Raw genomic sequence first — 25,312 nt, forward strand, 5'->3', positions numbered from 1 at the left:
TGGAGGGTGTGTTTGTTGGATGCAATTTGGTAGTTGTTAGTTAATGTTGTTAGTTGTTATTTAATGTTTTTGGGCCAGTACGCATACCGCGACGGGCCGCAAGGCCGGGATGACCGAGGAGATGTTCGGTGAGTTGCAGGCTGTGGTTGGCATGGCCAACGAAACCCATCGCCTGGCCAACGGTTACCGCATGCCCCTGGACGACGCGTTCAAACTGGAGTGAATCAGGCCGCCACTGACTGCTGCTGTTGATTGAGCAGCGGCACGGCGCGTACCGAGTTGCCGGGTTGCAGTTGCAGGCGTTTGGCGGTGAGGCGGTCGACGATCAGGCTGTTGCCCACCTGTCTGGCCTGGGCGGCGGTGATGCGGCAGTTTTCCAGGCGACGGTTATGGATCAGCCACACCGGGGCCTGCTCGTCGGGCGTGCCGATGGCCAGCAGCAGCGGTTGGCTGTCGCGCACGGCACGAATATTCGAGACCGGGGCTTCGATCACCGGGCCGGCGTCAAAGATGTCGATGTAACCCTTATGGGTAAAACCTTCGGCGGTGAGGATTTTCAGCGCCGGTTCGGTATTCGGGTGTGCCTTGCCGATCACGGCCTGAGCCTGTTCGGTGAGCAGGCAGGTGTAGAGCGGTTGGCGTGGCATCAGTTCAGCGATGTACGACTTGCTGCCCAGCCCCGACAAGTGATCGGCGTGGCTGAAATCCATCTTGAAGAAGTGCCGGCCCAGGCTGTCCCAGAACGGTGAACAACCGTGTTCGTCGGCGCTGCCACGCAGTTCGGCGATGAGTTTGTCGCCGAACAGGTGCGGAAACTCGGCCACAAACAACAAACGCCCCAACGACAGCAATCGACCGTTACTGCCGTGGCGTTGATCGGGTCGCAGAAACAGCGAGCAAATCTCCGATTGGCCGGTCATTTCATTGTTCAGGAACAATGTCGGAATCTGTCGCCGGATACCCAGGTCCGGTGACGAACTGACCGTGAGCCCGACCCGGTAGTTGTACCAGGGCTCGCGCAGGCCCACGGCGCCCACCAGGGCACTGACGCCCACCAGTTGCTGATCGTCGTCTTCGAGTACGAAGAGGTAATCGGCATCGGCGCGTTCAACCTGTTCGGCGAAGGTTCGTTGGGCCCAGCGTATCCGGTGGGTCAGGCGTTCCTCGTTGGCCGGCAGGGTGGTGAAGCCGGGGCCGGCCTGGTGCACCAGATTCAGTAAGGCGGGCAGGTCGGTGACGTGAACCGGGCGGACAATCATGATGCAACTCCTTCTGCACGCCCGCTCGGGCGCTGTCGTTGGGCGCGGGGCCGGGTGATGCTCACAGGGCGATCAGCCGGATCGGGCTGCCTTCGGTCACGTTCAGGGCGGCGCACATCTCGGCGCTCAACCCCACAGGTTGCCCGGCTTGATAATCCAGATCGGCGACGATGGCGCGATAGTCCTTCAGCGAATCGTTGCTCACCAGATAACTGCCAAGGGCATCGATGGACGCAACCGGTTTCGCCCTGCCGGTCTGGCTCTGGGCGATGGACCGGATGCCGGGAGTGCGCGCATACAACGTCGGACCGCCGTCGAACAGGTCGATGTAGCTGTTGGTTTCGAAGCCTTCGCGCTCGAGGATATCGAAGGCCTCCTGGCCATCGGGGTGGATGCGGCCGATGCAGTCCTGCGCCGCCTGGGGCAGCATCGGCACGTAGATCGGGTATTGCGGCATCAGTTCGGCGAGGAAGGTTCGGCTTTCCAGGCCGCAAAGTCGCTCGGCCTCGGTGTAGGGCAGGTCGAAAAAGTGCTTGCCCACCGCATCCCAGAACGGCGAGTGCCCTTCATCGCTGCTGAAGCCGACGATCTCGGTGATGACCGCTTCGGCAAAGCGCTGCGAGTGGGCGGCGATGAACAATAGCCGCGCCCGGGACAGCAGTTCAGAGAACCGTGTGCGCACCAGCGCTGCGTCAATATGAAAACCCCGCAGCAAGGTATGGCCGCTGAGGTCGTGGCACAACGACAGCGCCGGCACGCCGTGCTCGATGTTCAACTCCCGCGAGGCACTGGTGAAATGCCGGTTGCGCAGGCTGTAGAACGGCTCGCTGAAACCGGCGGTGGCAAGGATCTCCGAGCAGCCCACCAAACGCTCTCGGGTCAGATCTTCCAGCACGAAGAAGTAGTTCTCCGGACCATGACCCTCAACGTCTTTTTCGAATGAGGCGCAGGAGTCGAGAATCTTCTCGCGCAGGCATTCGGTGTCGTCCGGCAAAGACGTGACGCCTACCAGACTGTCGCGCGCCAGTTGCTGCAACTGGGGCAGGTCGGTTAAGTCGACTGGGCGTAAGACCAGCATGGATGCACTCCTGTATCAAAGGGTTCGGCGGTTGGCACCGAACCTGACTATCACTGTCGGTTTCCACGCGTTAAATCGGCGGTCGCCTGATTTTTTGTCAGACGCCGCTCTTTTTCTTGTCAGCCGTTGCTTGGGTCGGGCAGTACCGTGCTGGCGCCCAGTTTGTTGAGTACAAACAGGTAAACCAGGCCCAGGGCAATCCAGATCAGACCGAGTTTCTGTGCATCGACGCCCATGTTGTACATGATGGCCGCGACGATGATGAAGCCGATCACTGGGCAGATCAGGTGACGGATCACCTGACCGGATTTCTGCCGGCGCCAGTAGTAGTTGATGACCGTCAGGTGCAGCAACATGAAACCGCTCAGTGCGCCGAAATTCACCAGCGAGGTGAGGGTGTCCACCGAGTTGATGAACAGGTAGCAGATCACCAGCGACAGCACGGCCACCAGGTAAATGCTCACGTACGGCGTGTTGTGTTTGGGATGAACCTTGGCCAGTACCTTTGGCAGCTTGCCGTCCCGGGCCATGCCGAACAGCAGGCGAGACACTGCCGCTTGGGAGGTGATTGCCACCGCAACACCCCAGGCCAGCGCCGTCGCCACGGCGGTCAGGGTGGCCAGCCAGCTGCCGGCCGCGAGTTCAGCGATTTCATAAAAAGCCGTGTCAGCCGATTTGAAACCCATGCCGGCCGCCAGATCTGTCGCAATCCAGGTCTGCACGACGAAGATCACGCCCATGACTATCAGGGTGATCAGCGCGGCCTTGCCGACGCTGCGGCCCGGGTCACCCTTGACCTCTTCGGCGAGGGTGGAAATCGCATCGAAACCGAGGAACGACAGCACCGCAATCGACACCGCTTGCATCAGCAGGGCGAAGTTGAAGGTCTCGGGGTTGTACAACGGCGCCAGAGTCAGCTGACCGTTACCGCCGCCGCTGTGCAGCGCGTTCCAGGCGTAGAACAGGAAGATCGCCAGCACCACCAGTTGCGCCAGCAGAAAGAGGATGTTCATCCGCGCGGTGAAGGTGATGCCCCGCAAGTTGACGAAGGTCGCGCTGACCAGGAAGGCCAGGATGAAACCAACCTTCGGAATGTCCGGGTACAAATGATTCAGGGCCATGGCCGCGTACACATACAGCAGCGGCGGAATCAGCAGGTAGTCGAGGAGCATCAGCCAGCCGGCGATAAACCCTACGTGCTGGTTCAGGCCCCGTTGCGCGTAGGAATAAACCGAACCGGCAATCGGAAAGGCCCGAGCCATGCTGCCGTAACTCAGGGCCGTGAAGAGCATTGCCACCATGCCGATGATGTAGGCCAGCGGTACCAGCCCCGGGGCCTCGGCGTTGACGTAGCCATAAACACCGAACGGTGCGATGGGGATCATGAAGATCATCCCGTATACCACCAGATCGGTCAGCGACAGGCTGCGTTTCAACTCTTGCTTGTAGCCGAATTCTTCTATTTCCATGAAGCCCTTCTCCTTGGGATGAAAGCAGCTGCAAGCTGCGAGTTTGAAGCGATTCCTTTACAGCAGCGGCGCCAGGTATTCGGTAAAGCGACGGACGTCTTCAGGCGTGCGCAGCAGGTCGTTGCGCACCTCGATCAACACCGATTCCAGGCCGCGTGCATCGCCATGGACCGGCACGGTCATGTCGCTCAGCGGGTTGATTTTGTACGGCTCATTACCGGCAACTTTCAATGGATGCTGGCTCAAGCCATCGATCAATCGCTGGGCATATTCCCTGGCCTCTCTATACAACACGCCAACTTCAAGCTCGCGAGGCTGTCCGTGATAGACCGGCGTGAAGCTGTGAATCCCCACCACCCGTACCGGCCGGCCTTGAGCGACACGTTCGTCGATCAAGTCTTTCAGACGCGAGTGAAACGGCTCGAACAGGTTTTGCCGACGGTACTCGCGGGTGGCTTCGTCCAGGTCCCGGTTGCCCGGCACCTGATAAATCTCGCTCTGCGCCGGAATGCTGTCCGGGGCCTGGCGCGGTCGGTTGAGGTCGACCAGCAGCCGCGAATAATTGGCCGCCAACAGGGTTGCGCCCAATGCTCGGGATAAGCTTTCGGCCAGCGCCAGGGCGCCGATGTCCCAGGCGATGTGCTCGCGGGCCGCCTCGTGACTCAGGCCCAGGTCATTTAACCCGGCCGGAATAAAACGGCTGGCGTGCTCGCAGACCAGAATCAACGGGTGGTCGGAGTCTTCCCGGCTCAGGGTGTACGCGGGCCCGGTGTAAAGACCGAGCTCAGCAGATTCAGTACAGGCGCGCATAGTGCTCACAGCGTTCGGCGGGCGACAGCTGTTCCGTCAGCGTCAGTTCCTCGGTTTTAAGGGCGAAGTAGGTGTCCAGCAACGCGCTCGGCAGGGCTTCGATCAGTGCCTCGCTGTTGCGCAGGCAATCCAGGGCCTGGGCAAGGGAAGCGGGCAGGGCGACGATGCCGCGCGCCTGGCGTTGTTCTTCGTTCAGGGAGTCGGGGACTTCATCGGTGATTGCGTTCAAGACCAGGCGTTGTTCGATGCCCAGCCGGCCGGCAATCAGCAGCGCGGCCATGGCCAGGTGCGGTGAGGACGTGGCGTCCATGGCGCGAAATTCCAGGTTGTATTGCGACGCCACCGATTTGCCGCCCAGGCTTATCGTCGGGCAGATTCGCAGCGCCGCTTCGCGGTTGCGTTGCCCGAGGCACGCGTAGGACGCGCTCCAGTGATGAGGCTGCAAACGCTCGTAGGACACCGGTGTCGGCGCGGTAAACGCACAGAGTGCCGGCAGGTGATGCAGGATGCCGGCGGCCCAGTGCTGGCCGAGGGTCGACAAGCCATTGGTGGTGCCGGCGTCGTACATCACCGGTTGGCCAGCCAGGTCCAGCAGGCTGACGTGCAGGTGCACGCCGTTGCACACCGCATGCTCCGAGGCCTTGGGCGCGAAGCTCAACTCCAGGCCCATTTGCCGGGCGATCTCGCGAGTGATTTCACGCACGTTCACCGCGCGATCGGCAGCGGCCACCCCAAGGGTTGGGCGGCAGGTGATTTCGTATTGATGCTTGCCGTACTCGGGCAGGAACATTTCGGGCTCGACGCCACCGGCACGCAGGGCGCCGAGCAGCCAACCGCCAAACTCGGCACCCTGACGCTGGGCTTGCAGCGAAAACGCCAGGTGTTCAACGTCGCCGGTGTTCAAGTTGAATTCATGCTCGAACGCCGCATTGACCTGCAAGCCCAACTCGGCGCGATAACGCTCTACCTCGTTGCGCAACACCGTACGCGGGCAGGCACCCCACGGGCGGCCATCGGTTTCGCAAATGTCACTGTGGATAAAATCCAGCGCCGGAGCGTTGGCATCCGGGCCGTTACTGACCGTCACTCGGCTGAGCAGATCGGGCATCAGCCGCAAATCGCCATAGGCACCCCACGGGTTGGCGTAGGCGATGATGTCTTGCGGGGTCAGCGCGCTGTTGGCCGGCACCCAACCACAACCCGTCCTTTGATAGTGCTCGAGTTCGTCCGTGGGAAAGGAACGCCCGCGTGTCACACCAATCAGGTCAGTGGTGACGAGGGTGGTCATGGGCAGTGGCAGCAGGCGCTCGCTCATGGCTGCATCTCCTGCAACCGGCCGAGTACGGTCTGGGTGTCGGTGATCCAGCAGTAACCCTTGATTGCATTCAGGCAGGCCTGATGCCGCTCGGCGGTGTAAGTGGCGCAGGCATCTTCCACCAGCGTCACCAGATAACCGCGGTCGGCGGCGTCACGCACGGCCATGTCAACGCATTGGTCGGTGACGATGCCGGCGATGATCAGGTGCCGTGCCCCGAGGTTGCGCAGCACGTAGTCGATGTGGGTGGAGTTGAAGACACCGGACGAGGTCTTGGGCAGCACGATTTCGTTTTCTGCCGGGGTCAGGTCGTCGATGATCCGCGCTTGCGGGCTGCCCTTGGGCAAGTGCATGTCCGAGAGCTTGTGGTCCAGCGAGCGGTCGCGGCCGTCGGCCGTGAGGCTTTCGATGATCGTGTGCAGCACGTTTTGCCTGGCGCTGCGAAAGGCGCTGAGCAACCGGCGTTGATTGGGCACCACCTGCATGTGGGTGCGAGTCAGAAAGTACTCGGCATCGGGCCCGTTGAGGTGCGGGTCGAACTGTGGCTCAAGCCAGGCGCGTTGCATGTCCACCAGCAACAGCGCGGTGTGATCGGTGACGAATGGCAAATCCCGGGGTGAGTGGTGGGGGAGTGTGAACATCCTTATTTATCCTCCAGCAAGTGGGTGTCGAAGTCGCTCCGCAGGGCGTCGATGCCTTCCAGGCGATCGGCCAGATCCGGACTGCGCAGGGTCAGGCAGGCAATCAGCGCCTCGACCTGGGCCAGCGCCGGAACCAGGGTATCGAAGGCCGATACCGATTCCACCGGCGCACTGATAATCAGGTCGGCCATTTCCCGCAACGGTGAAGCATAGATGTCGGTGAACAACACCACGCGTGCATAGCGATTTTTCGCCGCATTGGCCACGCGCAGGGCCTGTGACTGGTAGCGGCGATAGTCGAACACCAGCACCACGTCCTGACGCTGCACGTCGAACAATCGGTCGGGCAGTTGCGCGTTGTCCTCCAGGGCGAAACAGCCCGGACGCAGCAGGCGCAGGTGGTTGAGCAAGTATTGGGCGAGGAAACTGCTGAAGCGCCCACCGAAGCAATGCACCTGATGGCGGGTGTCGAGCAGCCATTCCACAAGAATCCGCACATCTTCGGGTTGGGTCAGCGCGTGGGTGTCCACCAGCGCTCGATGGCTGTGCGCCAGATATTGGCTCCAGGTGTCGCCTTTCTGAAGATGAGCACGAGGTTGCAACAGGGTGCTGGGGGAGCGGAGGCGGTGGTCCATGTCGCTGAGCAGGGCATTCTGGAAATCGGCATAACCGCTGAAACCCAGCTTTTTGACCAGTCGCACGATGGTGGGATCGCTGACACCGGCATGTTCGGCCAAACGTGACATCGGGCCCAGTCCGTTACGCGGGTACTGGTCCAGCAAGGCACGGATGACTTTGCGTTCCGACGGCGTAAGGTCCAGGCCGGGATCGGTGATCAGGTCTCTGAGAGAAGGCATCCGGGCTCCTGCTGGATGGATATGTCGGTTTCATTTCATAAATTGCTAAAACAGTATTTATGTAGCGGACTCAACATGTCTAGTGAATTTTTCAATGGTTTTTTAAAGCCCCAAAACAGGGCGAAAACCCCGTGGGCCATGGGCTACATGGAAGTCGACTGAGCTTGTAGGCCATCGCCCTTAGCGGTGTCGGATATCGATGATTTTTCCAGGTGTGTGTGAGTTAGAACCTGTGTTTGCTGGATCAAACGAAACGCCCTGGATTGCGCTTCTTGCGGCACAATTGGCAATAATTCGCGGTGTGACGCCGTTTTCAATTTCCATCGACAGAGTGATCCTTCGTGCAGGCGACCCGTTTGACTTTGATGTGCCACGCTCGAACCGTCGCACAAAAATTGGCGTGTTTTCCTACGAATGAGCCCATAGAGATGGATTGGCAATCGGCAAGGGGATCACGTCGTGCTCAGTTCAAGGGGACGCCGCGACTGGTGTGTGGACCTGAACTGCGAACCCGGCAAACCGCCGAGCTGTTCGGCAGTGACGTGGAGATTGTCGAGGCACTGAGGGATTGCGATTTCGGGAGCTGGAAAGGCGCGCGGATCGACGATCTGCAAAAATCCTCAGCCCAAGCGCTACAGAACTGGCTCGATGATCCGAATTCGGCGCCCCATGGCGGCGAGTCGGTAGCGCAACTCGGTGAGCGGGTGGCCGCTTGGTTGAAAACGCTGGAGGCAACACCGGGACACATCGTTGCCGTCACCCATCCGTTTGTCATGCGCGCCGCGCTGACGCAGGTGCTGCAAGGCGCAGCGTTCAACCTGATTGACGTTGAACCGCTGTCGGCCATCGAGTTGCGGTTCAACGGTCGCTGGCGGTTACGCTTGCTGGGCACTGACCCTGAGGGAGCACATTGATGAAAAAACTTCTGGTCATCGGCATCGGCGCCGGCAATCCCGACTACATCACGATGCAGGCCGTGAAAGCGCTGAATCTCGTCGACGTTTTTTTCCTTATGGACAAGGGCCAGAGCAAAGACAAACTGATCGACCTGCGCCGCGAGATCTGCGAGCGCTACATCACCGATCGCGACTACCGCTTCGTCGAAGCCCACAGCCCGGAGCGCGAACGCGGTGATGTGGACTACAAGGCCAGCGTGGAAGACCTGAACCTGGCCAAGCAGCAGACCTTCGAACGGTTAATCAGCGAGGAAATGACTGACGACCAGTGCGCCGGTTTTCTGGTGTGGGGCGATCCGGCGTTGTACGACAGCACGATCCGGATCTTGCAGGCGATTCTGGCCTCAGGCCGGTGCGTCTTCGAATTTGAAGTGATCCCCGGCATCACCAGTGTCCAGGCGCTGGCGGCGCAACATAAGGTGCCGCTGAACCGCATTGGCCGCTCGATTGAAATCACCACTGGCCGACGGCTGGCGGCGGGGCAGGTGAGCGATGCCGACAGCCTGGTGGTGATGCTCGATGCAGAAGATGCCTACCATCGGGTGGAGGACCAGGAGACTGAGATTTACTGGGGAGCCTATCTGGGGACGCCGGATGAAATCCTGATCAGCGGCAAGCTCAAGGAGGTGGCGGATGAGATCGAACGGGTACGCAAGGCGGCTCGGTTGGCCAATGGGTGGATTATGGATACGTATCTGCTGCGCAAGCCTTGAGTGCATCGGTGTCTGGGCTGGCGCCTTCGCGAGCAGGCTCGCTCCCACATAGACCGCGTCCGTTCAGACAACTCGGTCAACTGTGGGAGCGAGCCTGCTCGCGAAGAGGCCCTAAAGAACACCTCAAAAAACCGCTTTAACCTCACGCCCAAATCGCTCCCGATACACCGACGGCGGCACCCCGACCACGCTGCGAAACGCCACCCGAAAACTCTCCACCGAGCGATAACCGCAGCGCTGGGCAATCTGGTCGGTGTTCTGGCTCGTGCTCTCAAGCAGCTCGCGAGCCCGTCCCAGGCGCTCATGCTGTAACCAGGCTTTGGGCGGCATGCCGGTGGCTTCAGTGAAGCGGCGCAGAAACGTCCGTTCACTCATGGCCGCTTCACTCGCCAACTCGCGAACCTCCAGCGGTTCGTGCAAACGCTCGCGGGCCCACTGCATGACGCGCGACAAATCGCTACGCGGCGTAGGACTGACCGGTGTCGGAATGAACTGTGCCTGGCCGCCGGTACGTTGCGGCGACATCACCAGCCGCCGCGCCACCGAGTTGGCCACTTGCGTACCGAAGTCCCGCGCCACCAAATGCAGGCAGGCATCGATACCGGCAGCGCTGCCGGCCGAGGTGATCAGCTGACCTGAATCGACATAGAGCACGTCCGGGTCCACCAGAATGTTCGGAAAACGCTCGGCCAACTCAGCGGTGTAACGCCAGTGCGTGGTGGCGCCGCGACCGTCGAGCAAACCGGTGGCCGCCAGCACGAACACGCCCGAGCAGATCGATAACAACCGCGCACCCCGTGCATGGGCCTGGCGCAGGGCCGCGATCAATGCCTCAGGCACCGGGGCGCTGCGATCACGCCAGCCGGGAATGATGATGGTCCGGGCGTCCTCGAGCAGCTCCATGCCGCCGTCGGCCAATACCTGAATGCCGCCCATGGCGCGCATCGGGCCTTGGTCGACGGCGGCGATCCGGTGTTCGTACCAAAGGAAGTCGAACTCCGGACGGGCCAGGCCGAAGATCTCCACGGCGATGCCGAATTCGAATGTACAGAGGCCGTCGTAGGCCAGAATCGCGACCAATCCAGGGGTGGGCTGCATTTGGCGGAAAGTTTCCGGTGAGTGTCTTGTGCGCCACTGTAGCCGCAAGCGTCGGGCGGATAAAGTCTTCTCACACCCACCGAGACTTTGGAGTACAGCCCATGACCAGCCTGGTCCGCGAGATTCCCGCCGCCCCATCGGCCATCGCCCTGATGCATTTCAGCAACCGTCTGACCTTCGAAACCGACTGTTCCGACGTCCACGGCAGCCAACAGGCCGGCGAAGTGGATTTTGTTCTGGTAGACGTGCGCGGCCCGCTCGCGTTCGAGCGTGGCCATGTGCCGGGGGCGATCAATATTCCGGGGCGACTGCTGAGCGCTGAAGGTCTGGCGGCCTACCCGAAAACCAGCGTGTTCGTGGTGTATTGCGCCGGGCCCCACTGCAACGGTGCCAACAAGGCTGCCGTGAAACTGGCGGCGCTGGGTTACCCGGTCAAGGAAATGATCGGCGGGGTGACCGGGTGGCTGGATGAAGGGTTTGAGTTGAGTGTTGCGGTGCAACGGCCTGCCAGCACCGTGATCGGTTGCGAATGTTGATGTAGTCGTAAAGATCGCAGCCTCGTTTCACTCGACAGCTCCTACAGGTCTACGCGATCGCCTGTAGGAGCTGTCGAGTGAAACGAGGCTGCGATCTGTTGATCTTGCTCTAAACGGATGCCCACCACCCATCCAGCGTCGCCTGCAACCACTCGGACACGGTTGCGTAGGCGGCGCTGTCCTGTTGACCCCGGGGCAGCGGGGACTCGTCGGCAAAGTGCGCATTGAGCGTTGCCACCGATTCAGCCGTCCACTCCGGATGAAACTGCAAACCCACCCGCGTCGGCCCGACGCGATACATCTGCTGCTCGCACTGATCACTGCTGGCCAGCAACTGCGCGTTTGGCGGCAGGTCAATGGCGTCTTCGTGCCATTCCAGCACGTTCAGATGCTGACCATCGACGAACGTCACACGGGTCCAACCGGTTTCGGTTCGATCCATCCGCCGCACATTCCCGCCCAGACTCAACGCCAGCAACTGCGCCCCCAGACAAATCGCAAACACCGGCGCGTCTTGATCCAGACTGCCCGCCAACCACTGGCGTTCGGCTTCCAGCCAGGCGGGTCCGGCATCGGATTCATAAGGCCCACCCAACAGGATCACGGGGTCTGCACTCACTGGCGGCAACTGGCCGAGGTCGGCGCGAAATACGTTCAGGGTCAAACCCCGGGACGCAGCCCACGTGGCAATGGCGCCGGGACCTTCGGCGGGGTGGTGCTGGATCAGGTTCAACGTAGGCATAAGGGCTCTCTTGTAGTTTTTGCTTGTAGGTTTTGTCTGAAAAAAGGGCTTGTCCTACAGTCTTTGCACCGGCTTGGCGCACGCTTCAAGGGGCTCGAATCCGCCGGCCACTTTTCTATAAGTATTTGTCGCTTAAACACAATTTGCCCTCCTTGAGCCGCTCTAGACTGCCGGCCACTTCGGTCTTCACCTACCGAAATCTGCCAATAAAAGCCTCCGCACACAGGAGTTATAAATGAAGAAGCTAGTGATGTTCGGTGCCCTGGCACTGTCGATGTTGTCCCTGACGGCTGTGGCCGAAGACGCCAAGCCGATCCGCCTCGGTATCGAAGCCGGTTACCCGCCATTCTCGATGAAAACCCCTGACGGCAAACTCACCGGCTTCGACGTGGACATCGGCGACGCGCTGTGCGAGCAGATGAAAGTGAAGTGCACCTGGGTCGAGCAAGAGTTCGACGGCCTGATCCCGGCGCTGAAGGTCAAGAAAATCGACGCGATCCTGTCGTCCATGACCATCACCGACGATCGTAAAAAGAACGTCGATTTCACCATCAAGTACTACCACACCCCGGCGCGTTTCGTGATGAAGGAAGGCACCGACATCAAGGATCCGCTGACCGAACTCAAAGGCAAGAAAGTCGGTGTGCTGCGCGCCAGTACCCACGACCGCTTCGCCACTGAAGTGCTGGTGCCGGCCGGTATCAATCTGGTTCGCTACGGCTCCCAGCAGGAAGCCAACCTGGACATGGTCGCCGGTCGTCTCGACGCGATGCTGGCCGACTCGGTCAACCTGGATGACGGTTTCCTGAAAACCGACGCCGGTAAAGGTTTCGCTTTCGTGGGCCCGACCTACGAAGACGCCAAGTACTTCGGCGGCGGCGCCGGTATTGCTGTGCGCAAGGGCGATACCGCCCTGGCAGAGAAATTCAACACCGCCATCAACGAAATCCGCGCCAACGGCAAGTACAAGCAAGTGCAAGACAAGTACTTCGACTTTGACGTTTACGGCCAGTAATCACGCCGTTCAAAAAAGTGGCAACCGTTGACGCGGTTGCCACTTTTTTTTATGTCCCCATGAATTAACCTGCGGCACACATTCCATGTAGGAGCTGCCGAAGGCTGCGATCTTTTGACGTTGATGGTTACAATCCGGAATCAAAAGATCGCAGCCTTCGGTAGCTCCTACAGAACAAGGAGCACCCCATGCAACGCATCGACCATTCACTGCCCTGGAGCCACCTGGGCACCGAACGCACCCTCAGCGTGTTTCGTTATGGCGCGGGCACTCGCAAGGTCTACATCCAGGCCAGCCTGCACGCTGATGAACTGCCGGGCATGCGCACGGCGTGGGAACTGAAAAAGCGTCTGGCCGAACTCGAAACCCTGGGCCAGTTGCAGGGCGTGATCGAACTGGTCCCGGTGGCCAATCCCATCGGCCTCGATCAACACCTGCAAGGCAGCCACATGGGCCGCTTCGAGCTGGGCAGCGGCAAGAACTTCAACCGCTCCTTCGTCGAACTCAGCGCACCGGTGGCCGAGTTGATCGGTGATCGCTTGGGCAGTGATGCGGCGGCCAACATTGCGCTGATTCGCCAGACCATGGGCCAGGTACTCGACGGCTTGCCGGCACCGGCCTCGCAGCTTGAAGCCATGCACCGCTTGCTGTTGCGTCACGCCTGTGAGGCCGACATCACCCTCGATCTGCATTGTGATTTCGATGCGGCGATTCATCTGTATGCCTTGCCGCAACACTGGCCGCAGTGGCAATCCCTGGCGGCGCGTTTGAAGGCTGGGGTGGCGTTGCTCTGTGAAGAATCCGGCGGCAGCTCATTCGATGAGTCGTGTTCAACGCCGTGGTTGCGTCTGGCCAGGGCTTTCCCTGAGGCCGCGGTCCCGCCGGCCAACCTGGCGACGACGCTGGAACTGGGCAGCATGGGTGATACGCGAGTCGATCAGGCTCAGGCCAATTGCGAGGCGATTCTCGGGTTCCTCGCCGAGCAGGGTTTCATCAAAGGCACTTGGCCTGCGGCACCGAGCGAATGCTGTGAAGGCATGCCGTTCGAAGGCACCCAATACCTGTTTGCGCCGCATCATGGGGTCGTCAGTTTCTTGCGCGATTCGGGTGAATGGGTGGAGAAAGGTGATGCGCTGTTTGAAGTGGTCGATCCGTTGAATGATCGGGTCACCACAGTTTGCGCCGGGACCAGTGGCGTGTTGTTTGCCATCGATCGCGGGCGCTACACCCAGCCGGGCACCTGGCAGGCGAAGGTCGCCGGGCGTGAGCCGATTCGGGTTGGGAAACTGGTTAACGACTAAGGATTGTCGCCGTTTCCCAGGGCCTCTTCGCGAGCAGGCTCGCTCCCACAGGGGGAATGCATTTCAAATGTGGGAGCGAGCCTGCTCGCGATGGCGGCATCAGCAACAGTCATAATCCCCCGGCAAGCTTCACAGTGTTAGGCTCTGCCCCGAATCCTGCGCTCTGTGAAGGAAGGTTTATGTTGAAGTTTCTCGCTCTGCTGACACTCCTGGCGTCCTCCGCCGTCCACGCTCAAACCCCGCTGCAAACCGATCTGCCGCTCAAGTACCTGGAGCAGGCCAACCCCGAATCGCGCCATCAGCCCCTGGTGATTTTCCTCCACGGTTTTGGCAGTAACGAGGAGGACCTGTTCGACATCAAGGATGAACTGCCCGAGTCATACAACTACCTGTCGGTACGCGCACCGATGGTGATGGAGGAGGGCAGTTACAAGTGGTTTCGCCAGAAGGGCAACGGTGCCTACGACGGTGAGACCGATGATCTGAAAAGCAGCGGCAAGGTCTTGCTGGATTTCGTCGCACAGGCGGCGAAGAAATATCACACCGAACCGAACAAGGTGTTCCTGGTGGGTTTCAGCCAAGGCGCGATCATGTCCTACGAGGTGGCGTTGCGTCATCCCGCGGCGGTCGGCGGGATCGCGGCATTGAGCGGGCGGATTCTGCCGGTGCTCCAGTCCGAACTGAAACCGGATGAAAAGCGCCAGAAGCTGGCGATTTTCATCGGTCATGGCACTGCGGATAAACGCCTTCCGTACATTGACGGCACGGACGCCGACAGCCTGTTGCAGAGCCTGTCACTCAAGCCTGAATTTCATGCCTACCCTGGCGTCGGTCACAGCATCAGTGCCACCGAGATGCAGGACTTGAGCGCCTGGTTGCAGCGTCTCAATTCCTGATGCTCACTTGCCGGTGACGATCTGTTTGACCAGCGTCTCATGGCCAGCATTGTCACTGAGGCGGGAAATCACCTGAACGATCGCCATGCGCGTGTTGGACGCGGCCATCACGGAGGTGTCGAGGGTTTTGCCGCCGCCCTGGGTGGCGGTGCTGTCGATCTGCCGCAGCCCCAGACCAGTGCCTTTCTGGGTCAGGCTTTTTTCACTGAGCTTGGTGAAGTCCGGCAGCGCCGTGGCTTGTTCGGTGGCGAAGTCGGACGCCGCGGAGTCGAGGAACTGACCGTCGTTGTCTTTGACGTTGAGGCCGCCGGGGATCGTGTTTTCAGCGGCGATCACGACGGTTTTAGTCGCCTGATTGGTGTACATGGTGCCCGTTGCCCCGGCGGTGCCGGTGGCCGCGTCGCCGGCAGGCAACGGGTTGGCGATGAAGCCTTTAGGCAGGGTGAACTTGAATTTGCCGCCGAGCATCGAGACTTTCTGTGCGGGCGCGGCATCGCTGGCAGTGGCCTTGGCGGCCTGCGCATTCAGCGCTCCCAGACTGGCAACCGCCGTCAACAACAGGACAACGGCTTTTTTACTCAACAATGACATTCAGAAACTCCAGGGATGGTCGCGCTTTGAGGGCGATCATCCCATGGAATTCACTTTCTAGCAGCCCTCAGCCCTGTAGCAGCCGAACGCAGCCTCGCAGGCTCGGCAGCTGCTACGACAACATCGGTGTTACGCCTGGTTCTGCGGAAACAGGTTGCGACGGGTTTCTTCGTCGACCTCGGTCTTCAGCACCAGTTTCTCTTTAAGACCATGGGCCCGCTGGGCGGCTGGCCGGGCGCTGATTTCATCGAACAGGCGCTTGACGTTCGAGTACGCCGCCAGACCATTCTCGCCGAGGATGTACGGCGCGTAATTGGCCCAACCCCAGAGCGCCATGTCGGCGATGCTATAGGTGTCACCCGCCAGGTACTGATGGTCGGCCAGACGCTGATCGAGCACGCGGTAGTGACGTTCGACTTCCTTGAGGTAGCGGTTTTTCGCATACGCCAAGTCTTCCGGTGCGTGGTGCAGGAAATGCACCGCCTGGCCGGAAAATGGCGACAGGCCGGTGGCGATGAACATCAGCCAAGACAGTAGCTCGGCTTGCCCGGTCACGGAGGTCGGCAGGAAGCGCTGATGTTTTTGCGCCAAGTGCAACAGGATCGCCTGGGAGTCGAAGACAGTCGCGTCGCCATCGACCAGGGCTGGCACTTTGGCGTTCGGGTTGATCGCCAAAAAGGCCGGCAGGTGTTGCTCGCCTTTGAAGGTATCGACGCCGATCAATTCGTAGGGCGTTTGCAGTTCTTCAAGCAGCAGGGCGACTTTCATCGGATTGGGCGAAGGGTGGAAAAAGAATTTCATGGTGTAGGCCTCAGTCAATGGTTGGTTTTGAACTGAGGCTTATGTTGGAGGAAACCCGTTCGAATGACGTGCGAGCTTTTTGCTTTACTCGTTCGAAACGATCGAACGTGTTATTGGCACTTTGGCGGATGATCGCGACGTGGCGATGACTGCCCCGGCGATAATCAGCAGCGCGGGGACGATCAGAATCGGGCTGGCATGGCTGCGCCCCACGGTGATCAGCAACAACGTGGAAATCAGCGGTGCCAGGTAGGACAGCGCCCCCAGCGTCGCCAGACTGCCGTGTTTGGTGGCGTGGTCCCAGGCAAAAAACGCCAGTCCTACCGGTCCAAGCCCGAGGACGACAATCGCGGTCCATTGGCTGATGTCGGGCTGTACCGTGGTTTCGAATGCCAGGTGACAGACCAGTCCGGCCACAGCGACCAGGCCACAGATGCCACCAATGATGCTGCTCGGTACTTCGCTGAACCGGCGGTTGATTACCGAATAAACCGACCATATCAACGCACAGCCAAACGCCGCGAGATAACCGGCGATGGGCATCGCGGCATCAGCATTCGGGGCGCGCTGCTGCATGATGAAGGCCGTGCCGGCCAGGCCCAGCAGTGCGCCGAGCAATTGCCGCTTGTGCGGCTTTTCTCCGGCCGAGAACGCCGACAGCAACACCAGCAACAGCGGCCAAAGGTAGTTGATCAGGCTGGCTTCGGCCGCCGGAGCGGCTTTGAGTGCGAAAAAGTACAGCGCGTGATAAACGAAAATTCCGACGAGCCCGGTCGCCCATACAGCCCAGGGCTGGCGCCAACTGGTGAACCCTGCGATCCCGCGTCGGCCCAGAATCACCAGGCTCGCCGCGAACGCTGCGCCGAAACCCAGCGTCAGCAGTTCAAACGGTGGAATGCCTTCGGTGAGGGTGGTCAGCAAAGCCAGGGAGGACCAGAGCACTATCGCAATCACGCCGACGGCCGTCGCGCTGAGGCTGTTTCGAAGCGGAGTCATGTCTGTTCCTTCAGCGCGATGAACGGGCGACCATCCTGGCCCGATGACATCAAGCAGCTTAGCGTTTGATCGCCGTACGTCCAGCGTCCGGTATCGGGCTCGCCGGCTTGGCCAACAAGCGCTTGGTCACCCCGAGCATACCCACTGACACCGCGACGCCCAGGGCGAACGCGCTTAAACCCATGCCTGGTAAGGTCAGCGCCAACACCAGGCAAAACGCGGCGAACGAATACATCCCGGTCGCGGTGGCCCTTAACAACGCAGCGGTAAACGCCGGCCCGCGGGTTTGCTGGGAGAACACCGCCATCACGCTGCCCAGTACCGGGAACACCGCGAGCAGACCGCTCCAGCGTTCGCCAACGGTGCTGGCCAACAACGTGACAGCGAGGGTGAGCAGGGCACCGGCAATCATGCGTAACAGCAATTTGTCGGACTTCGGCGCCGGGCCCGAAACGATCGGCTGTACCGAGGGAAACAGATAGGGCGCCGCCAGCAGGGCGGTCGCGGCGGCGATTACCGAGAACACCAGGGACGGGGGAATCAACGACAGCACAACGGCCGCCGTGGCCCAGACCAACAGCGAAATCACCAGCGCCCACGGCCACTTCGCGCGTTGTGCAACCTGAGCGTAGGTCACGCAAAAGGCAATCATCGCGAACATCGCCGACAGCGCTGCGGTCGCCGATTGAGCGGCGAACACCTGGCCTTGTTCGATGGCGAGAAAAAACAGAATCGGCCCGACTACCACCGGCAACCCCGACAACCAACCGGCTACGCTAGGACCCCAGCGTTTACCGGCCAGGGAAATCAGCAAGAGAAACCCTGGGATGACCAGCAGTTTGAGTAGCAGCACGCACGCACCTCCGACCTGAGTGAGGCGGCAACGTTAGCATTGCGTGGGAGTGATTGCTCTATAGATTCTCTGATTTTGTATACAACCCTGCGACAACACGGTCCTTGTGGAGCTGCCGCAGGCTGCGATCTTTTGATCTTGATCTTCGGCGATCCTGAAAATGCTAAAGATCAAAAGATCGCAGCCTGCGGCAGCTCCTACAGGGTTTTGCATGTACAGCCGAAGGAGTGAACGTCTAAGCTGCCCGCTTCAACCTGTTTCGGAATGTTTGCGTGAAATTCAGTTTGCCCAAAACCGCCACGGCACCGTTCTGTCCGCCAGAAGTGGCCGGCAGCGTTGCCGTCGATCCTCGCGCCTCGTTCTTCAACCGGATGCTGCGTTTTGCCGGTCCGGGCTTGCTGGTGTCCATCGGCTACATGGACCCGGGCAACTGGGCGACGGCCATCGAGGCCGGTTCGCGGTTTGGTTACAGCCTGTTATTCGTGGTGTTGCTGGCGAGTCTGGCGGGGATGGTGGTGCAGTGTTTGTGTTCGCGCCTGGGCATTGCCACCGGGCGTGATCTGGCGCAGTTGTGCCGGGAGCGCTACAGCACGCGCACCGCACGGACCCAGTGGGTGTTGGCGGAAATCTCGATCATCGCCACTGACCTGGCCGAAGTGCTCGGCTGCGCCCTGGCGTTCCATTTGCTGCTGGGCTGTTCGCTGACCTTCGGCATCGCGCTCACGGCGTTCGACACGTTGCTGGTGCTGGCCCTGCAAAACCGTGGTTTCCGGCGGCTTGAAGCGATCATGCTGGTGCTGGTGGGCACCATTGGCGTGTGTTTTTTCGTTGAATTGCTGTTGATCAAACCCTACTGGCCGGACGTCGCCCGGGGTTTCACGCCGTCACTGTCCGCCATCGGCGATGCCGCGCCGCTGTATCTGGCCATCGGTATTCTCGGGGCTACGGTGATGCCGCATAACTTGTACCTGCACACCTCCATCGTGCAGACCCGCAGGATCGGCAAGGACCTGGCCAGCAAGCAGGACGCGGTGAAACTGGCGCGCATCGACACCATTGGCTCCCTGGCCCTGGCGTTGCTGGTCAACGCGGCCATCCTGATCCTCGCCGCGGCGGCGTTCCACAAGACCGGGCACACCGACGTGGTCGACATCCAGGACGCTTATCACCTGCTCGACCCGTTGGTGGGCGGGGCGCTGGCCAGTGTGCTGTTCGGCGTCGCGTTGCTGGCTTCGGGTCAGAGCTCGACCTTCACCGGGACCATCGCTGGGCAAGTGATCATGGAGGGCTTCCTGAACCTGCGGATTCCTTGCTGGCAACGACGATTGATCACCCGCGGGCTGGCGCTGATCCCGGCGTTCATTGGCGTCTGGCTGATGGGCGACAATGCGATCGGCAAGCTGCTGGTGTTGAGTCAGGTGGTGTTGAGCCTGCAATTGCCGTTTGCGTTGTATCCACTGATTCGCATGACCAACGATCACAGGCTCATGGGGCCGTTTGTGAATCGGTGGCCGACAAGGGCGCTGGCGTGGGGGTTGTTTACGTTGATCAGCGGGGCGAATAGCTGGTTGATTCTGCAGTTTTTGGTGTGAATCTTTAAAAGATCGCAGCCTGCTGCAGCTCCTACATGGGAATGCGTACTCCTGTAGGAGCTGCCGCAGGCTGCGATCTGTTGATCCAACCCCGTTCAAACGCCTCGACCACAAAATCGATGAATACCCGAGTCTTGGCCGGCATCAACGTCCGGCTCGGGTAATACAGCGAAATTGGTCCTGCGTCTGCGTGCCAGTCGGGCAGCAGGCGCACCAGTTCGCCCCGCTGGATATTCGCCAGCACATCCGGCAACACCAGCAGTGTCACGCCCAGGCCAAGTAATGCCGCTTCGCGCATGGCGGCCGGATCATTGAGCACAATGTGTTCGTTCAGATTGGCCGGTGCTTCGTTGCCCGCGCCATCGTGCATCAGCCATTGGCGAATCCGCCCGGTGCGGGTGCCGCGCATCACAATGCCGGTGTGTCTGGACAAGTCTGCCGGGCTGTCGGGCAGGCTGCGCCCTGAGAGGTAAGCCGGTGAAGCGACCGCCACGATATGCGCCGCCGCCAGCGTCCGCGACACCACCCCGGGCATCAACTCGAACCCGCCGCCTATGGCCGCGTCGTAGCCTTCGGCAATCAGATCCACGGGGCGGTTTTCGAAGTGCCATTCCGGGCGAATCTGCGGATAGCGCGCCAGGAACGCCGGCAGCAGCGGCAAGATATGATCGATGCCAAATGTCGGCGCCAGACTGACCTTGAGCACGCCCGCCGGCTCGCTTTGATCACTGCTCACCGCGCTGATCGCGGTTTGTAACGCTTCCAGATTGCCGCCGATGCTCGTCAGAAAACGCTCCCCGGCTTCGGTCAGGGACAGTTTGCGCGTCGAGCGCTGGAACAGCCGAACACCGATGTTGCGTTCGAGCATCGCCACGTTGCGGCTGACAGCGGCAGGGGTCAGCGCGAGCACCCGTGCGGCGGCGGAAAAACTGCCGGTTTCGGCGCTACGGACGAAGGATTCGAGGTTGGCGAGGGTTTCCATGGCAGGCACCTGCTAGTCATGCTTGAAGATCATTCAAGGCATTACCCGCTAATCAAACACTAATGGCAAGCGCAGTATTCACGCCAACGACAACCCTCGGAGTGAACAACCATGAGCACCATCGGAATCATCGGCGCCGGCGCAATCGGCGCAGCCTTTGCCAGAGCACTGTCGCGTCAAGGAATTGAAGTGGTTATTGCCAACAGCCGTGGCCCGCAAAGCCTGGCCTCGCTGGTGGCGGAACTCGGGCCAACGGCGCGTGCCGGAACCCGCGAGGAGGCCGCCGCACAAGCCATCGTGCTGGTCGCCGTCAACTGGTCGAAGTTGCCGACCGCGCTCGCCGGTCTGCCGGATTTTGGCGGGCGGATTGTTATCGACGCCAACAACTCAATCGAGGCGCCGTCGTTCAAGGCAGTGGATTTGCAGGGGCGAACGTCCAGTGAGGTGTTTGCCGAATGGGTGCCCGGTGCGCGGGTGGTGAAGGCGTTCAACCACCTTCAGGCGCGTTTTCTGGACAGCGATCCGGCGGCGGAGGGCGGGCGGCGGGTGCTGTTTCTCTCGGGTGATGATGCCGATGCGAAAGCTCAAGTGGCGGCGCTGATCGAACAGCTGGGCTTCTTCGGGATTGATCTTGGGGAATTGAGCGTCGGGGCGCGGCTGGTGCAGTTTCCGGGCGGTCCGCTGCCGGTGCTGAACCTGGTGAGATTCGCCTGACTCTTCATTCACCGCATTCGGCGTAGCAGCTGGCGAAGCCTGCGTTCGGCTGCGCAGCAGTCGTCAAACCTGAGCACGCGGTCTGCCTGAAACACCCTATCGTCTGATTTCACGACTGCTTCGCAGCCGAACGCAGGCTTCGCCAGCTGCTACAAAGTATGCGGCGTAGCGTAGGTTTATGACTGACTGTAGGACCCGGTGCGACGTGAGTCGCACCGGGTGTTTTGCCAGACGGCGAACGGATATTCGTGGGTCCCCGCGCCGTCTGTTGAACGCTTTACGCCCGTTCGATCGCCAGTGCCACGCCCTGACCACCACCGATACACAGGGTGGCGAGGCCTTTCTTGGCGTCACGCTTGATCATTTCGTGCAGCAAGGTCACCAGCACCCGGCAACCCGACGCACCGATCGGGTGACCCAGGGCGATAGCGCCGCCGTTGACGTTGACCTTGTTCAGGTCCCATTCCAGATCCTTGGCCACCGCCAAAGATTGTGCGGCGAAGGCTTCGTTGGCTTCGATCAGGTCCAGTTGGTCGATGGACCAGCCGGCCTTGTCCAGGCAACGACGAGTCGCGCTGACCGGGCCGATGCCCATGATCGCCGGGTCTACACCCGCGTTGGCGTAAGCCGCGATTTTCGCCAGCACGGGCAGGCCGAGGGCCTTGGCTTTTTCGGCGCTCATCAGGATCACGGCGGCAGCACCGTCGTTCAGGGACGAGGCGTTACCGGCGGTCACCGAACCGTCCTTTTTGAAGGCGGGTTTCAGTTTGCCCAGTGCTTCAGCGGTGGTGCCTGCTCGAGGTTGTTCGTCAACCTCGAAGGCGACCGGATCGCCCTTGCGCTGAGGAATCAGGATCGGCGTGATCTCATCGGCAAAACGCCCGGCTTCGATAGCGGCCGTGGCTTTCTGCTGCGAGGCGGCGGCGAAGGCGTCTTGTTGCTCGCGAGTCAGGCTGTACTTGTTGGCCAGGTTCTCGGCGGTGATGCCCATGTGGTAATCGTTGAACGCATCCCACAGGCCGTCGCTGATCATGGTGTCGACGATTTGCGCGTGACCCATGCGCAGGCCGGTGCGAGCGCCCGGCATGACGTAATTGGACAGGCTCATGTTTTCCTGGCCGCCGGCAATGATCACGTCGGCATCGCCGCAGCGAATGGCCTGAGTGGCCAGGTGCAGCGCCTTGAGGCCCGAGCCGCAGACCTTGTTCAGGGTCATCGCCGGCACGGTGAACGGCAGGCCGGCCTTGATCGCGGACTGGCGCGCAGGGTTCTGCCCGGCGCCGGCGGTCAACACCTGGCCCATGATCACTTCATCGACTTCAGCAACGTCCAGGCCGGTTTGCGCCAGCAACTGACGGATCACCGCAGCACCGAGGTCAACCGCGGACACGTTGGCCAGGGCCCCCTGGAAACTGCCGATGGCGGTGCGGGTGGCGGCGACAATGACGACTTCTTGCATGGAATGATTCCTCACTGGGCAGCGAACTGCATTTGCGGAACGTGATCCGGTACGATCAGTTTACCGGCGGTCTTGGCGACAATCTCCTCGACGCTGACGCCCGGTGCGCGTTCCTTGAGAATGAATGCGCCGTCCTTGATTTCCAGGTAGGCGAGGTCGGTCAGCACACGCTTGATGCAACCGGCGCCGGTCAGCGGCAGGCTGCACTTGGACAGGAGTTTGGACTCACCATCCTTGGACGCGTGGGTCATGATGACAATGATGTTGTCTGCGCCGGCCACAAGGTCCATGGCGCCGCCCATGCCCTTGACCAGTTTGCCGGGAATCATCCAGGAGGCGATGTTGCCTTCCACGTCCACTTCAAACGCACCGAGTACGGTCAGGTCGACATGACCACCGCGAATCATCGCGAAGGACTCGGCCGAGGAAAAGATCGACGCGCCGATACGCGCGGTCACCGTTTGTTTGCCGGCGTTGATCATGTCGGCATCGATGGTTTCTTCAGTAGGAAAGGGACCCATGCCCAGCAGGCCGTTTTCCGACTGCAGCATGACTTCCATGCCTTCAGGGATGTAGTTGGCGACCAGGGTCGGAATGCCGATGCCCAGGTTCACGTAGAAGCCGTCCTGCATTTCGCGGGCGACGCGTTGAGCCATTTGTTCGCGGGAAAGTGCCATTGTTGTTATTCCTTCATTCGGTCCGGGGGCAGGGGATCACTTACGCACGGTGCGCTGTTCGATGCGCTTCTCGAACGTGCCGCAAATGACCCGGTCGACGTAGATGCCAGGGGTGTGGATCTGCGCCGGGTCCAGCTCGCCGGGTTCGACGATTTCTTCGACTTCGACCACGGTGATCTTGCCGGCAGTGGCGGCCAGCGGGTTGAAGTTCTGGGCGGTGTGGCGATAGATGACGTTGCCGAAATGGTCGGCTTTCCAGCCTTTGACGATGGCGAAGTCACCGGTGATGGATTCTTCCATCAGGTACTTGCGGCCATGTAACTCGCGAACTTCCTTGCCTTCGGCCACTGGGGTGCCGACGCCGGTCGCGGTGAAGAACGCGGGGATGCCGGCACCGCCTGCGCGCATTTTTTCGGCGAGGGTGCCTTGGGGGGTCAGGACCACTTCGATGGCGCCGCTGAGCAGTTGCTCCTCGAACATTTTGTTCTCGCCGACGTAGGACGCCACCACTTTGCGGATCTGCCGGTCTTCCAGCAGCACGCCGAGGCCGAAACCGTCGACGCCGCAGTTGTTGGAAACCACGGTGAGGTCACGTGTGCCTTTGCGCTTGATCTCGGCGATGAGGTTTTCCGGGATCCCGCACAGACCGAAGCCGCCGGCGATCACGGTCATGCCGTCTTCAAGACCTGCAAGGGCTTCCTCGTAGGAACTCACGCGCTTGTCGAAACCTGCCATATGCACCTCTTTTATTCTTTGTGGGCGGCTGGCTAGCCGTATGGGATAGGAGTGTCTCGCTGAAGGATTAATTTGTTAAGTTGATTTTTAAGGTTGATTGATAGATAAAACTCACCAATGTGAGGCCATAGGAACCTGTAGGAGCTGTCGAGTGAAACGAGGCTGCGATCTTTTGACGTTGATCTTTAAAAACAAGATCAAAAGATCGCAGCCTCGTTTCACTCGACAGCTCCTACAGAGGTTTTTTTACGCTGAATTAATGTAGTTACCTTGGAGAGACCGCGCATGACCGTCAAGCAGATCAGGGCATTTTTGGCCGTGGCCCAGAGTTTGAGTTTTGCCGTGGCCTGCGAGCGGTTGCACCTGTCTCAATCGGCCTTGAGCCTGACCATCAAGGCGCTGGAGGAGGGGCTGGGCGGGCGCCTGTTCACCCGCAACACGCGCAATGTCGCGCTGACCGCGGAGGGAGAATCGCTGGTGCCACTCGCACGTCGCCTGATCGCTGACTGGGACAATGCCGAGGATGAGCTGCGGCAACGCTTCACCCTCCAGCGCGGGCGCGTGACGCTGGCGGCAATGCCCTCATTTGCCGGCAACCTGCTGCCGCCGATCCTGAAAACCTTCCGCGCGCGCTATCCCAAGGTCAACGTCACGGTGAATGACGTGATCAACGAGCAGGTGCTGGAGATGGTGCGTGACCGGCAGGTCGAGCTTGGGGTGGCGTTTGAGCCGACTCAGAGTTCGTCGCTGGCATTCACGCCGTTGTACATGGATCGGTTTGTGGCCGTGGTGCCGAAGGATTCTCCTTTTGCCGAACGGGAAGACATCGATTGGCAGACCTTGCTCAAGGAACCGTTCATTACCTTGCAGCGTCCGTCGACGGTGCGGGTGATGCTCGAAGAGCACTTGCAGGCGCGTGGGATGAAATTGCCGGTGGAGTTTGAGAGCCATCAATTGGCGACAGTCGGGCGGATGGTCGCCAGCGGTTTGGGGGTTAGCGCGGTGCCGGCGTTGTGTGTCGGGCAGATGCTGGAACTGGGCGCACGGTGCATTACCTTGCGCGATCCGGTGGTGGAGCGGGCGATCGGGGTGTTGACCAAGCCAGGGATTGAGCTGTCGGCGGCGGCGCAGGCGTTGTTCGACATCCTCAAAGAAGAAAACCTCGGCCAGCGCCTTTCTGCACGATGAAACAAAGATCCAATGTGGGAGCGAGCTTGCTCGCGATG

Annotated in this window: 27 protein-coding genes and 1 pseudogene; 11 read left to right on the plus strand and 17 right to left on the minus strand. The window is 60.6% G+C overall.

What is annotated here, in order from left to right; all coding sequences use genetic code 11:
• Positions 1-76: 76 nt before the first annotated feature.
• Positions 77-223: pseudogene (locus EAH74_RS25895) on the plus strand (carboxymuconolactone decarboxylase family protein); the annotation flags it as partial.
• 1 nt (position 224) lies between these two features.
• Here EAH74_RS25895 and astA read toward each other — a convergent pair.
• The 7 genes from astA to EAH74_RS25930 form a co-directional block, all read right to left on the minus strand.
• On the minus strand, positions 225-1,259 hold the full coding sequence (gene astA / locus EAH74_RS25900) for an arginine N-succinyltransferase (protein WP_140682088.1): 1,035 nt from the start codon (positions 1,257-1,259) through the stop codon (positions 225-227).
• 61 nt (positions 1,260-1,320) lie between these two features.
• Positions 1,321-2,337: an arginine N-succinyltransferase gene (locus tag EAH74_RS25905; protein WP_140682090.1), complete on the minus strand. Its 1,017-nt coding sequence runs from the start codon at positions 2,335-2,337 to the stop codon at positions 1,321-1,323.
• A 119-nt stretch (positions 2,338-2,456) separates the two neighbouring features.
• Positions 2,457-3,806: an APC family permease gene (locus tag EAH74_RS25910; RefSeq protein ID WP_140682092.1), complete on the minus strand. Its 1,350-nt coding sequence runs from the start codon at positions 3,804-3,806 to the stop codon at positions 2,457-2,459.
• A 57-nt stretch (positions 3,807-3,863) separates the two neighbouring features.
• Complete coding sequence (locus EAH74_RS25915) at positions 3,864-4,616, minus strand: N-formylglutamate amidohydrolase (RefSeq protein WP_140682094.1); 753 nt, start codon at positions 4,614-4,616, stop codon at positions 3,864-3,866.
• Positions 4,600-5,931: a glutamine synthetase family protein gene (locus tag EAH74_RS25920; RefSeq protein ID WP_140682096.1), complete on the minus strand. Its 1,332-nt coding sequence runs from the start codon at positions 5,929-5,931 to the stop codon at positions 4,600-4,602. Before EAH74_RS25920 ends, EAH74_RS25915 begins: the two co-directional genes overlap by 17 nt.
• A complete protein-coding gene (locus tag EAH74_RS25925; protein WP_140682098.1) occupies positions 5,928-6,572 on the minus strand; it encodes an isochorismatase family cysteine hydrolase in 645 nt (214 codons plus the stop codon). The genes EAH74_RS25920 and EAH74_RS25925 overlap by 4 nt, the downstream gene beginning before the upstream one ends.
• A gap of 2 nt (positions 6,573-6,574) precedes the next feature.
• Positions 6,575-7,429: a MurR/RpiR family transcriptional regulator gene (locus EAH74_RS25930; RefSeq protein WP_140682100.1), complete on the minus strand. Its 855-nt coding sequence runs from the start codon at positions 7,427-7,429 to the stop codon at positions 6,575-6,577.
• 199 nt (positions 7,430-7,628) lie between these two features.
• Here EAH74_RS25930 and EAH74_RS33125 point away from each other — a divergent pair, with 199 nt between their 5' ends.
• From EAH74_RS33125 to cobF, 3 genes are read left to right on the plus strand one after another with little or no spacing between them, the layout of a single operon-like run.
• Positions 7,629-7,847, plus strand: a complete 219-nt coding sequence (locus EAH74_RS33125; protein ID WP_170206227.1) for a hypothetical protein — start codon at positions 7,629-7,631, stop codon at positions 7,845-7,847.
• On the plus strand, positions 7,771-8,343 hold the full coding sequence (locus EAH74_RS25935; protein WP_140682102.1) for a histidine phosphatase family protein: 573 nt from the start codon (positions 7,771-7,773) through the stop codon (positions 8,341-8,343). The genes EAH74_RS33125 and EAH74_RS25935 overlap by 77 nt, the downstream gene beginning before the upstream one ends.
• A complete protein-coding gene (gene cobF / locus EAH74_RS25940) occupies positions 8,343-9,098 on the plus strand; it encodes a precorrin-6A synthase (deacetylating) (protein ID WP_140682104.1) in 756 nt (251 codons plus the stop codon). The genes EAH74_RS25935 and cobF overlap by 1 nt, the downstream gene beginning before the upstream one ends.
• Positions 9,099-9,221: 123 nt before the next feature.
• Here cobF and ftrA read toward each other — a convergent pair whose 3' ends face one another.
• The gene (gene ftrA / locus EAH74_RS25945; RefSeq protein ID WP_140682106.1) at positions 9,222-10,196 is read right to left on the minus strand and encodes a transcriptional regulator FtrA; all 975 of its coding nucleotides are present in this window, start codon (positions 10,194-10,196) and stop codon (positions 9,222-9,224) included.
• A 101-nt stretch (positions 10,197-10,297) separates the two neighbouring features.
• On the opposite strand from ftrA, the gene EAH74_RS25950 reads away from it, so the two are divergent.
• Positions 10,298-10,732 carry a rhodanese-like domain-containing protein gene (locus tag EAH74_RS25950; protein ID WP_140682108.1) on the plus strand — a complete coding sequence of 145 codons (435 nt, stop codon included), beginning with the start codon at positions 10,298-10,300 and terminating at the stop codon, positions 10,730-10,732.
• A 109-nt stretch (positions 10,733-10,841) separates the two neighbouring features.
• Here the strand turns inward: EAH74_RS25950 and EAH74_RS25955 are convergent, their stop codons facing one another.
• Entirely contained in the window at positions 10,842-11,474 is a 633-nt protein-coding gene (locus tag EAH74_RS25955; RefSeq protein ID WP_140682110.1) for a type 1 glutamine amidotransferase, read from the minus strand.
• A 235-nt stretch (positions 11,475-11,709) separates the two neighbouring features.
• Here EAH74_RS25955 and EAH74_RS25960 point away from each other — a divergent pair, with 235 nt between their 5' ends.
• The 3 genes from EAH74_RS25960 to EAH74_RS25970 all read left to right on the plus strand — a co-directional run bounded on the left by EAH74_RS25960 (position 11,710) and on the right by EAH74_RS25970 (position 14,686).
• Positions 11,710-12,489, plus strand: coding sequence for an ABC transporter substrate-binding protein (locus tag EAH74_RS25960; RefSeq protein ID WP_123367271.1), 780 nt, complete (start codon positions 11,710-11,712; stop codon positions 12,487-12,489).
• A gap of 188 nt (positions 12,490-12,677) precedes the next feature.
• Positions 12,678-13,790 (plus strand): succinylglutamate desuccinylase/aspartoacylase family protein, encoded by a 1,113-nt coding sequence (locus EAH74_RS25965; protein WP_140682112.1) that lies wholly within the window; start codon positions 12,678-12,680, stop codon positions 13,788-13,790.
• A gap of 179 nt (positions 13,791-13,969) precedes the next feature.
• Positions 13,970-14,686: an alpha/beta hydrolase gene (locus EAH74_RS25970; protein ID WP_140682114.1), complete on the plus strand. Its 717-nt coding sequence runs from the start codon at positions 13,970-13,972 to the stop codon at positions 14,684-14,686.
• 3 nt (positions 14,687-14,689) lie between these two features.
• Here the strand turns inward: EAH74_RS25970 and EAH74_RS25975 are convergent, their stop codons facing one another.
• The 4 genes from EAH74_RS25975 to EAH74_RS25990 form a co-directional block, all read right to left on the minus strand.
• Positions 14,690-15,277, minus strand: coding sequence for a hypothetical protein (locus EAH74_RS25975; protein ID WP_140682116.1), 588 nt, complete (start codon positions 15,275-15,277; stop codon positions 14,690-14,692).
• Between the two features lie 129 nt (positions 15,278-15,406).
• Positions 15,407-16,078 carry a glutathione S-transferase family protein gene (locus EAH74_RS25980; RefSeq protein WP_140682118.1) on the minus strand — a complete coding sequence of 224 codons (672 nt, stop codon included), beginning with the start codon at positions 16,076-16,078 and terminating at the stop codon, positions 15,407-15,409.
• A gap of 84 nt (positions 16,079-16,162) precedes the next feature.
• The gene (gene yddG, locus EAH74_RS25985) at positions 16,163-17,074 is read right to left on the minus strand and encodes an aromatic amino acid exporter YddG (RefSeq protein WP_140682120.1); all 912 of its coding nucleotides are present in this window, start codon (positions 17,072-17,074) and stop codon (positions 16,163-16,165) included.
• 58 nt (positions 17,075-17,132) lie between these two features.
• Positions 17,133-17,927, minus strand: coding sequence for a hypothetical protein (locus EAH74_RS25990; RefSeq protein WP_140682122.1), 795 nt, complete (start codon positions 17,925-17,927; stop codon positions 17,133-17,135).
• Positions 17,928-18,199: 272 nt separating this feature from the next.
• Between EAH74_RS25990 and EAH74_RS25995 the strand changes: the two genes are divergently transcribed.
• Positions 18,200-19,519, plus strand: coding sequence for an Nramp family divalent metal transporter (locus EAH74_RS25995; RefSeq protein WP_140682124.1), 1,320 nt, complete (start codon positions 18,200-18,202; stop codon positions 19,517-19,519).
• 31 nt (positions 19,520-19,550) lie between these two features.
• On the opposite strand, the gene EAH74_RS26000 is transcribed toward EAH74_RS25995, so the two are convergent.
• Positions 19,551-20,501, minus strand: coding sequence for a LysR family transcriptional regulator (locus EAH74_RS26000; protein ID WP_140682126.1), 951 nt, complete (start codon positions 20,499-20,501; stop codon positions 19,551-19,553).
• A gap of 111 nt (positions 20,502-20,612) precedes the next feature.
• Between EAH74_RS26000 and EAH74_RS26005 the strand changes: the two genes are divergently transcribed.
• Positions 20,613-21,215, plus strand: a complete 603-nt coding sequence (locus EAH74_RS26005; protein WP_140682128.1) for an NADPH-dependent F420 reductase — start codon at positions 20,613-20,615, stop codon at positions 21,213-21,215.
• A 277-nt stretch (positions 21,216-21,492) separates the two neighbouring features.
• On the opposite strand, the gene EAH74_RS26010 is transcribed toward EAH74_RS26005, so the two are convergent.
• The 3 genes from EAH74_RS26010 to EAH74_RS26020 are packed head-to-tail and all read right to left on the minus strand — an operon-like array spanning position 21,493 to position 24,086.
• Positions 21,493-22,674, minus strand: coding sequence for an acetyl-CoA C-acetyltransferase (locus EAH74_RS26010; RefSeq protein ID WP_140682130.1), 1,182 nt, complete (start codon positions 22,672-22,674; stop codon positions 21,493-21,495).
• Between the two features lie 11 nt (positions 22,675-22,685).
• Positions 22,686-23,351 carry a CoA transferase subunit B gene (locus tag EAH74_RS26015; RefSeq protein ID WP_140682132.1) on the minus strand — a complete coding sequence of 222 codons (666 nt, stop codon included), beginning with the start codon at positions 23,349-23,351 and terminating at the stop codon, positions 22,686-22,688.
• Positions 23,352-23,387: 36 nt separating this feature from the next.
• The gene (locus EAH74_RS26020) at positions 23,388-24,086 is read right to left on the minus strand and encodes a CoA transferase subunit A (protein ID WP_140682134.1); all 699 of its coding nucleotides are present in this window, start codon (positions 24,084-24,086) and stop codon (positions 23,388-23,390) included.
• 285 nt (positions 24,087-24,371) lie between these two features.
• Here EAH74_RS26020 and EAH74_RS26025 point away from each other — a divergent pair, with 285 nt between their 5' ends.
• The gene (locus EAH74_RS26025) at positions 24,372-25,274 is read left to right on the plus strand and encodes a LysR family transcriptional regulator (RefSeq protein ID WP_140682136.1); all 903 of its coding nucleotides are present in this window, start codon (positions 24,372-24,374) and stop codon (positions 25,272-25,274) included.
• Positions 25,275-25,312 lie beyond the last annotated feature (38 nt).

The sequence above is a fragment of the Pseudomonas mandelii genome, from assembly GCF_006438925.1.
Classification (GTDB): Bacteria; Pseudomonadota; Gammaproteobacteria; order Pseudomonadales; family Pseudomonadaceae; genus Aquipseudomonas; species Aquipseudomonas mandelii_C.

What these genes read in the sequence shown, in the direction of transcription:
- EAH74_RS26015 (WP_140682132.1), bottom strand. Translation starts at nt 23,351, where the DNA reads ATGGCACTTTCCCGCGAACAAATGGCTCAACGCGTCGCCCGCGAAATG.
- cobF (WP_140682104.1), top strand. Translation starts at nt 8,343, where the DNA reads ATGAAAAAACTTCTGGTCATCGGCATCGGCGCCGGCAATCCCGACTAC.
- EAH74_RS25930 (WP_140682100.1), bottom strand. Translation starts at nt 7,429, where the DNA reads ATGCCTTCTCTCAGAGACCTGATCACCGATCCCGGCCTGGACCTTACG.
- EAH74_RS25950 (WP_140682108.1), top strand. Translation starts at nt 10,298, where the DNA reads ATGACCAGCCTGGTCCGCGAGATTCCCGCCGCCCCATCGGCCATCGCC.
- astA (WP_140682088.1), bottom strand. Translation starts at nt 1,259, where the DNA reads ATGATTGTCCGCCCGGTTCACGTCACCGACCTGCCCGCCTTACTGAAT.
- EAH74_RS25960 (WP_123367271.1), top strand. Translation starts at nt 11,710, where the DNA reads ATGAAGAAGCTAGTGATGTTCGGTGCCCTGGCACTGTCGATGTTGTCC.
- EAH74_RS26005 (WP_140682128.1), top strand. Translation starts at nt 20,613, where the DNA reads ATGAGCACCATCGGAATCATCGGCGCCGGCGCAATCGGCGCAGCCTTT.
- EAH74_RS25910 (WP_140682092.1), bottom strand. Translation starts at nt 3,806, where the DNA reads ATGGAAATAGAAGAATTCGGCTACAAGCAAGAGTTGAAACGCAGCCTG.
- ftrA (WP_140682106.1), bottom strand. Translation starts at nt 10,196, where the DNA reads ATGCAGCCCACCCCTGGATTGGTCGCGATTCTGGCCTACGACGGCCTC.
- EAH74_RS25915 (WP_140682094.1), bottom strand. Translation starts at nt 4,616, where the DNA reads ATGCGCGCCTGTACTGAATCTGCTGAGCTCGGTCTTTACACCGGGCCC.
- EAH74_RS25980 (WP_140682118.1), bottom strand. Translation starts at nt 16,078, where the DNA reads ATGAAATTCTTTTTCCACCCTTCGCCCAATCCGATGAAAGTCGCCCTG.
- yddG (WP_140682120.1), bottom strand. Translation starts at nt 17,074, where the DNA reads ATGACTCCGCTTCGAAACAGCCTCAGCGCGACGGCCGTCGGCGTGATT.
- EAH74_RS25905 (WP_140682090.1), bottom strand. Translation starts at nt 2,337, where the DNA reads ATGCTGGTCTTACGCCCAGTCGACTTAACCGACCTGCCCCAGTTGCAG.
- EAH74_RS26020 (WP_140682134.1), bottom strand. Translation starts at nt 24,086, where the DNA reads ATGGCAGGTTTCGACAAGCGCGTGAGTTCCTACGAGGAAGCCCTTGCA.
- EAH74_RS25920 (WP_140682096.1), bottom strand. Translation starts at nt 5,931, where the DNA reads ATGAGCGAGCGCCTGCTGCCACTGCCCATGACCACCCTCGTCACCACT.
- EAH74_RS25970 (WP_140682114.1), top strand. Translation starts at nt 13,970, where the DNA reads ATGTTGAAGTTTCTCGCTCTGCTGACACTCCTGGCGTCCTCCGCCGTC.
- EAH74_RS25955 (WP_140682110.1), bottom strand. Translation starts at nt 11,474, where the DNA reads ATGCCTACGTTGAACCTGATCCAGCACCACCCCGCCGAAGGTCCCGGC.
- EAH74_RS26010 (WP_140682130.1), bottom strand. Translation starts at nt 22,674, where the DNA reads ATGCAAGAAGTCGTCATTGTCGCCGCCACCCGCACCGCCATCGGCAGT.
- EAH74_RS26000 (WP_140682126.1), bottom strand. Translation starts at nt 20,501, where the DNA reads ATGGAAACCCTCGCCAACCTCGAATCCTTCGTCCGTAGCGCCGAAACC.
- EAH74_RS25925 (WP_140682098.1), bottom strand. Translation starts at nt 6,572, where the DNA reads ATGTTCACACTCCCCCACCACTCACCCCGGGATTTGCCATTCGTCACC.
- EAH74_RS25975 (WP_140682116.1), bottom strand. Translation starts at nt 15,277, where the DNA reads ATGTCATTGTTGAGTAAAAAAGCCGTTGTCCTGTTGTTGACGGCGGTT.
- EAH74_RS26025 (WP_140682136.1), top strand. Translation starts at nt 24,372, where the DNA reads ATGACCGTCAAGCAGATCAGGGCATTTTTGGCCGTGGCCCAGAGTTTG.
- EAH74_RS25965 (WP_140682112.1), top strand. Translation starts at nt 12,678, where the DNA reads ATGCAACGCATCGACCATTCACTGCCCTGGAGCCACCTGGGCACCGAA.
- EAH74_RS33125 (WP_170206227.1), top strand. Translation starts at nt 7,629, where the DNA reads ATGATTTTTCCAGGTGTGTGTGAGTTAGAACCTGTGTTTGCTGGATCA.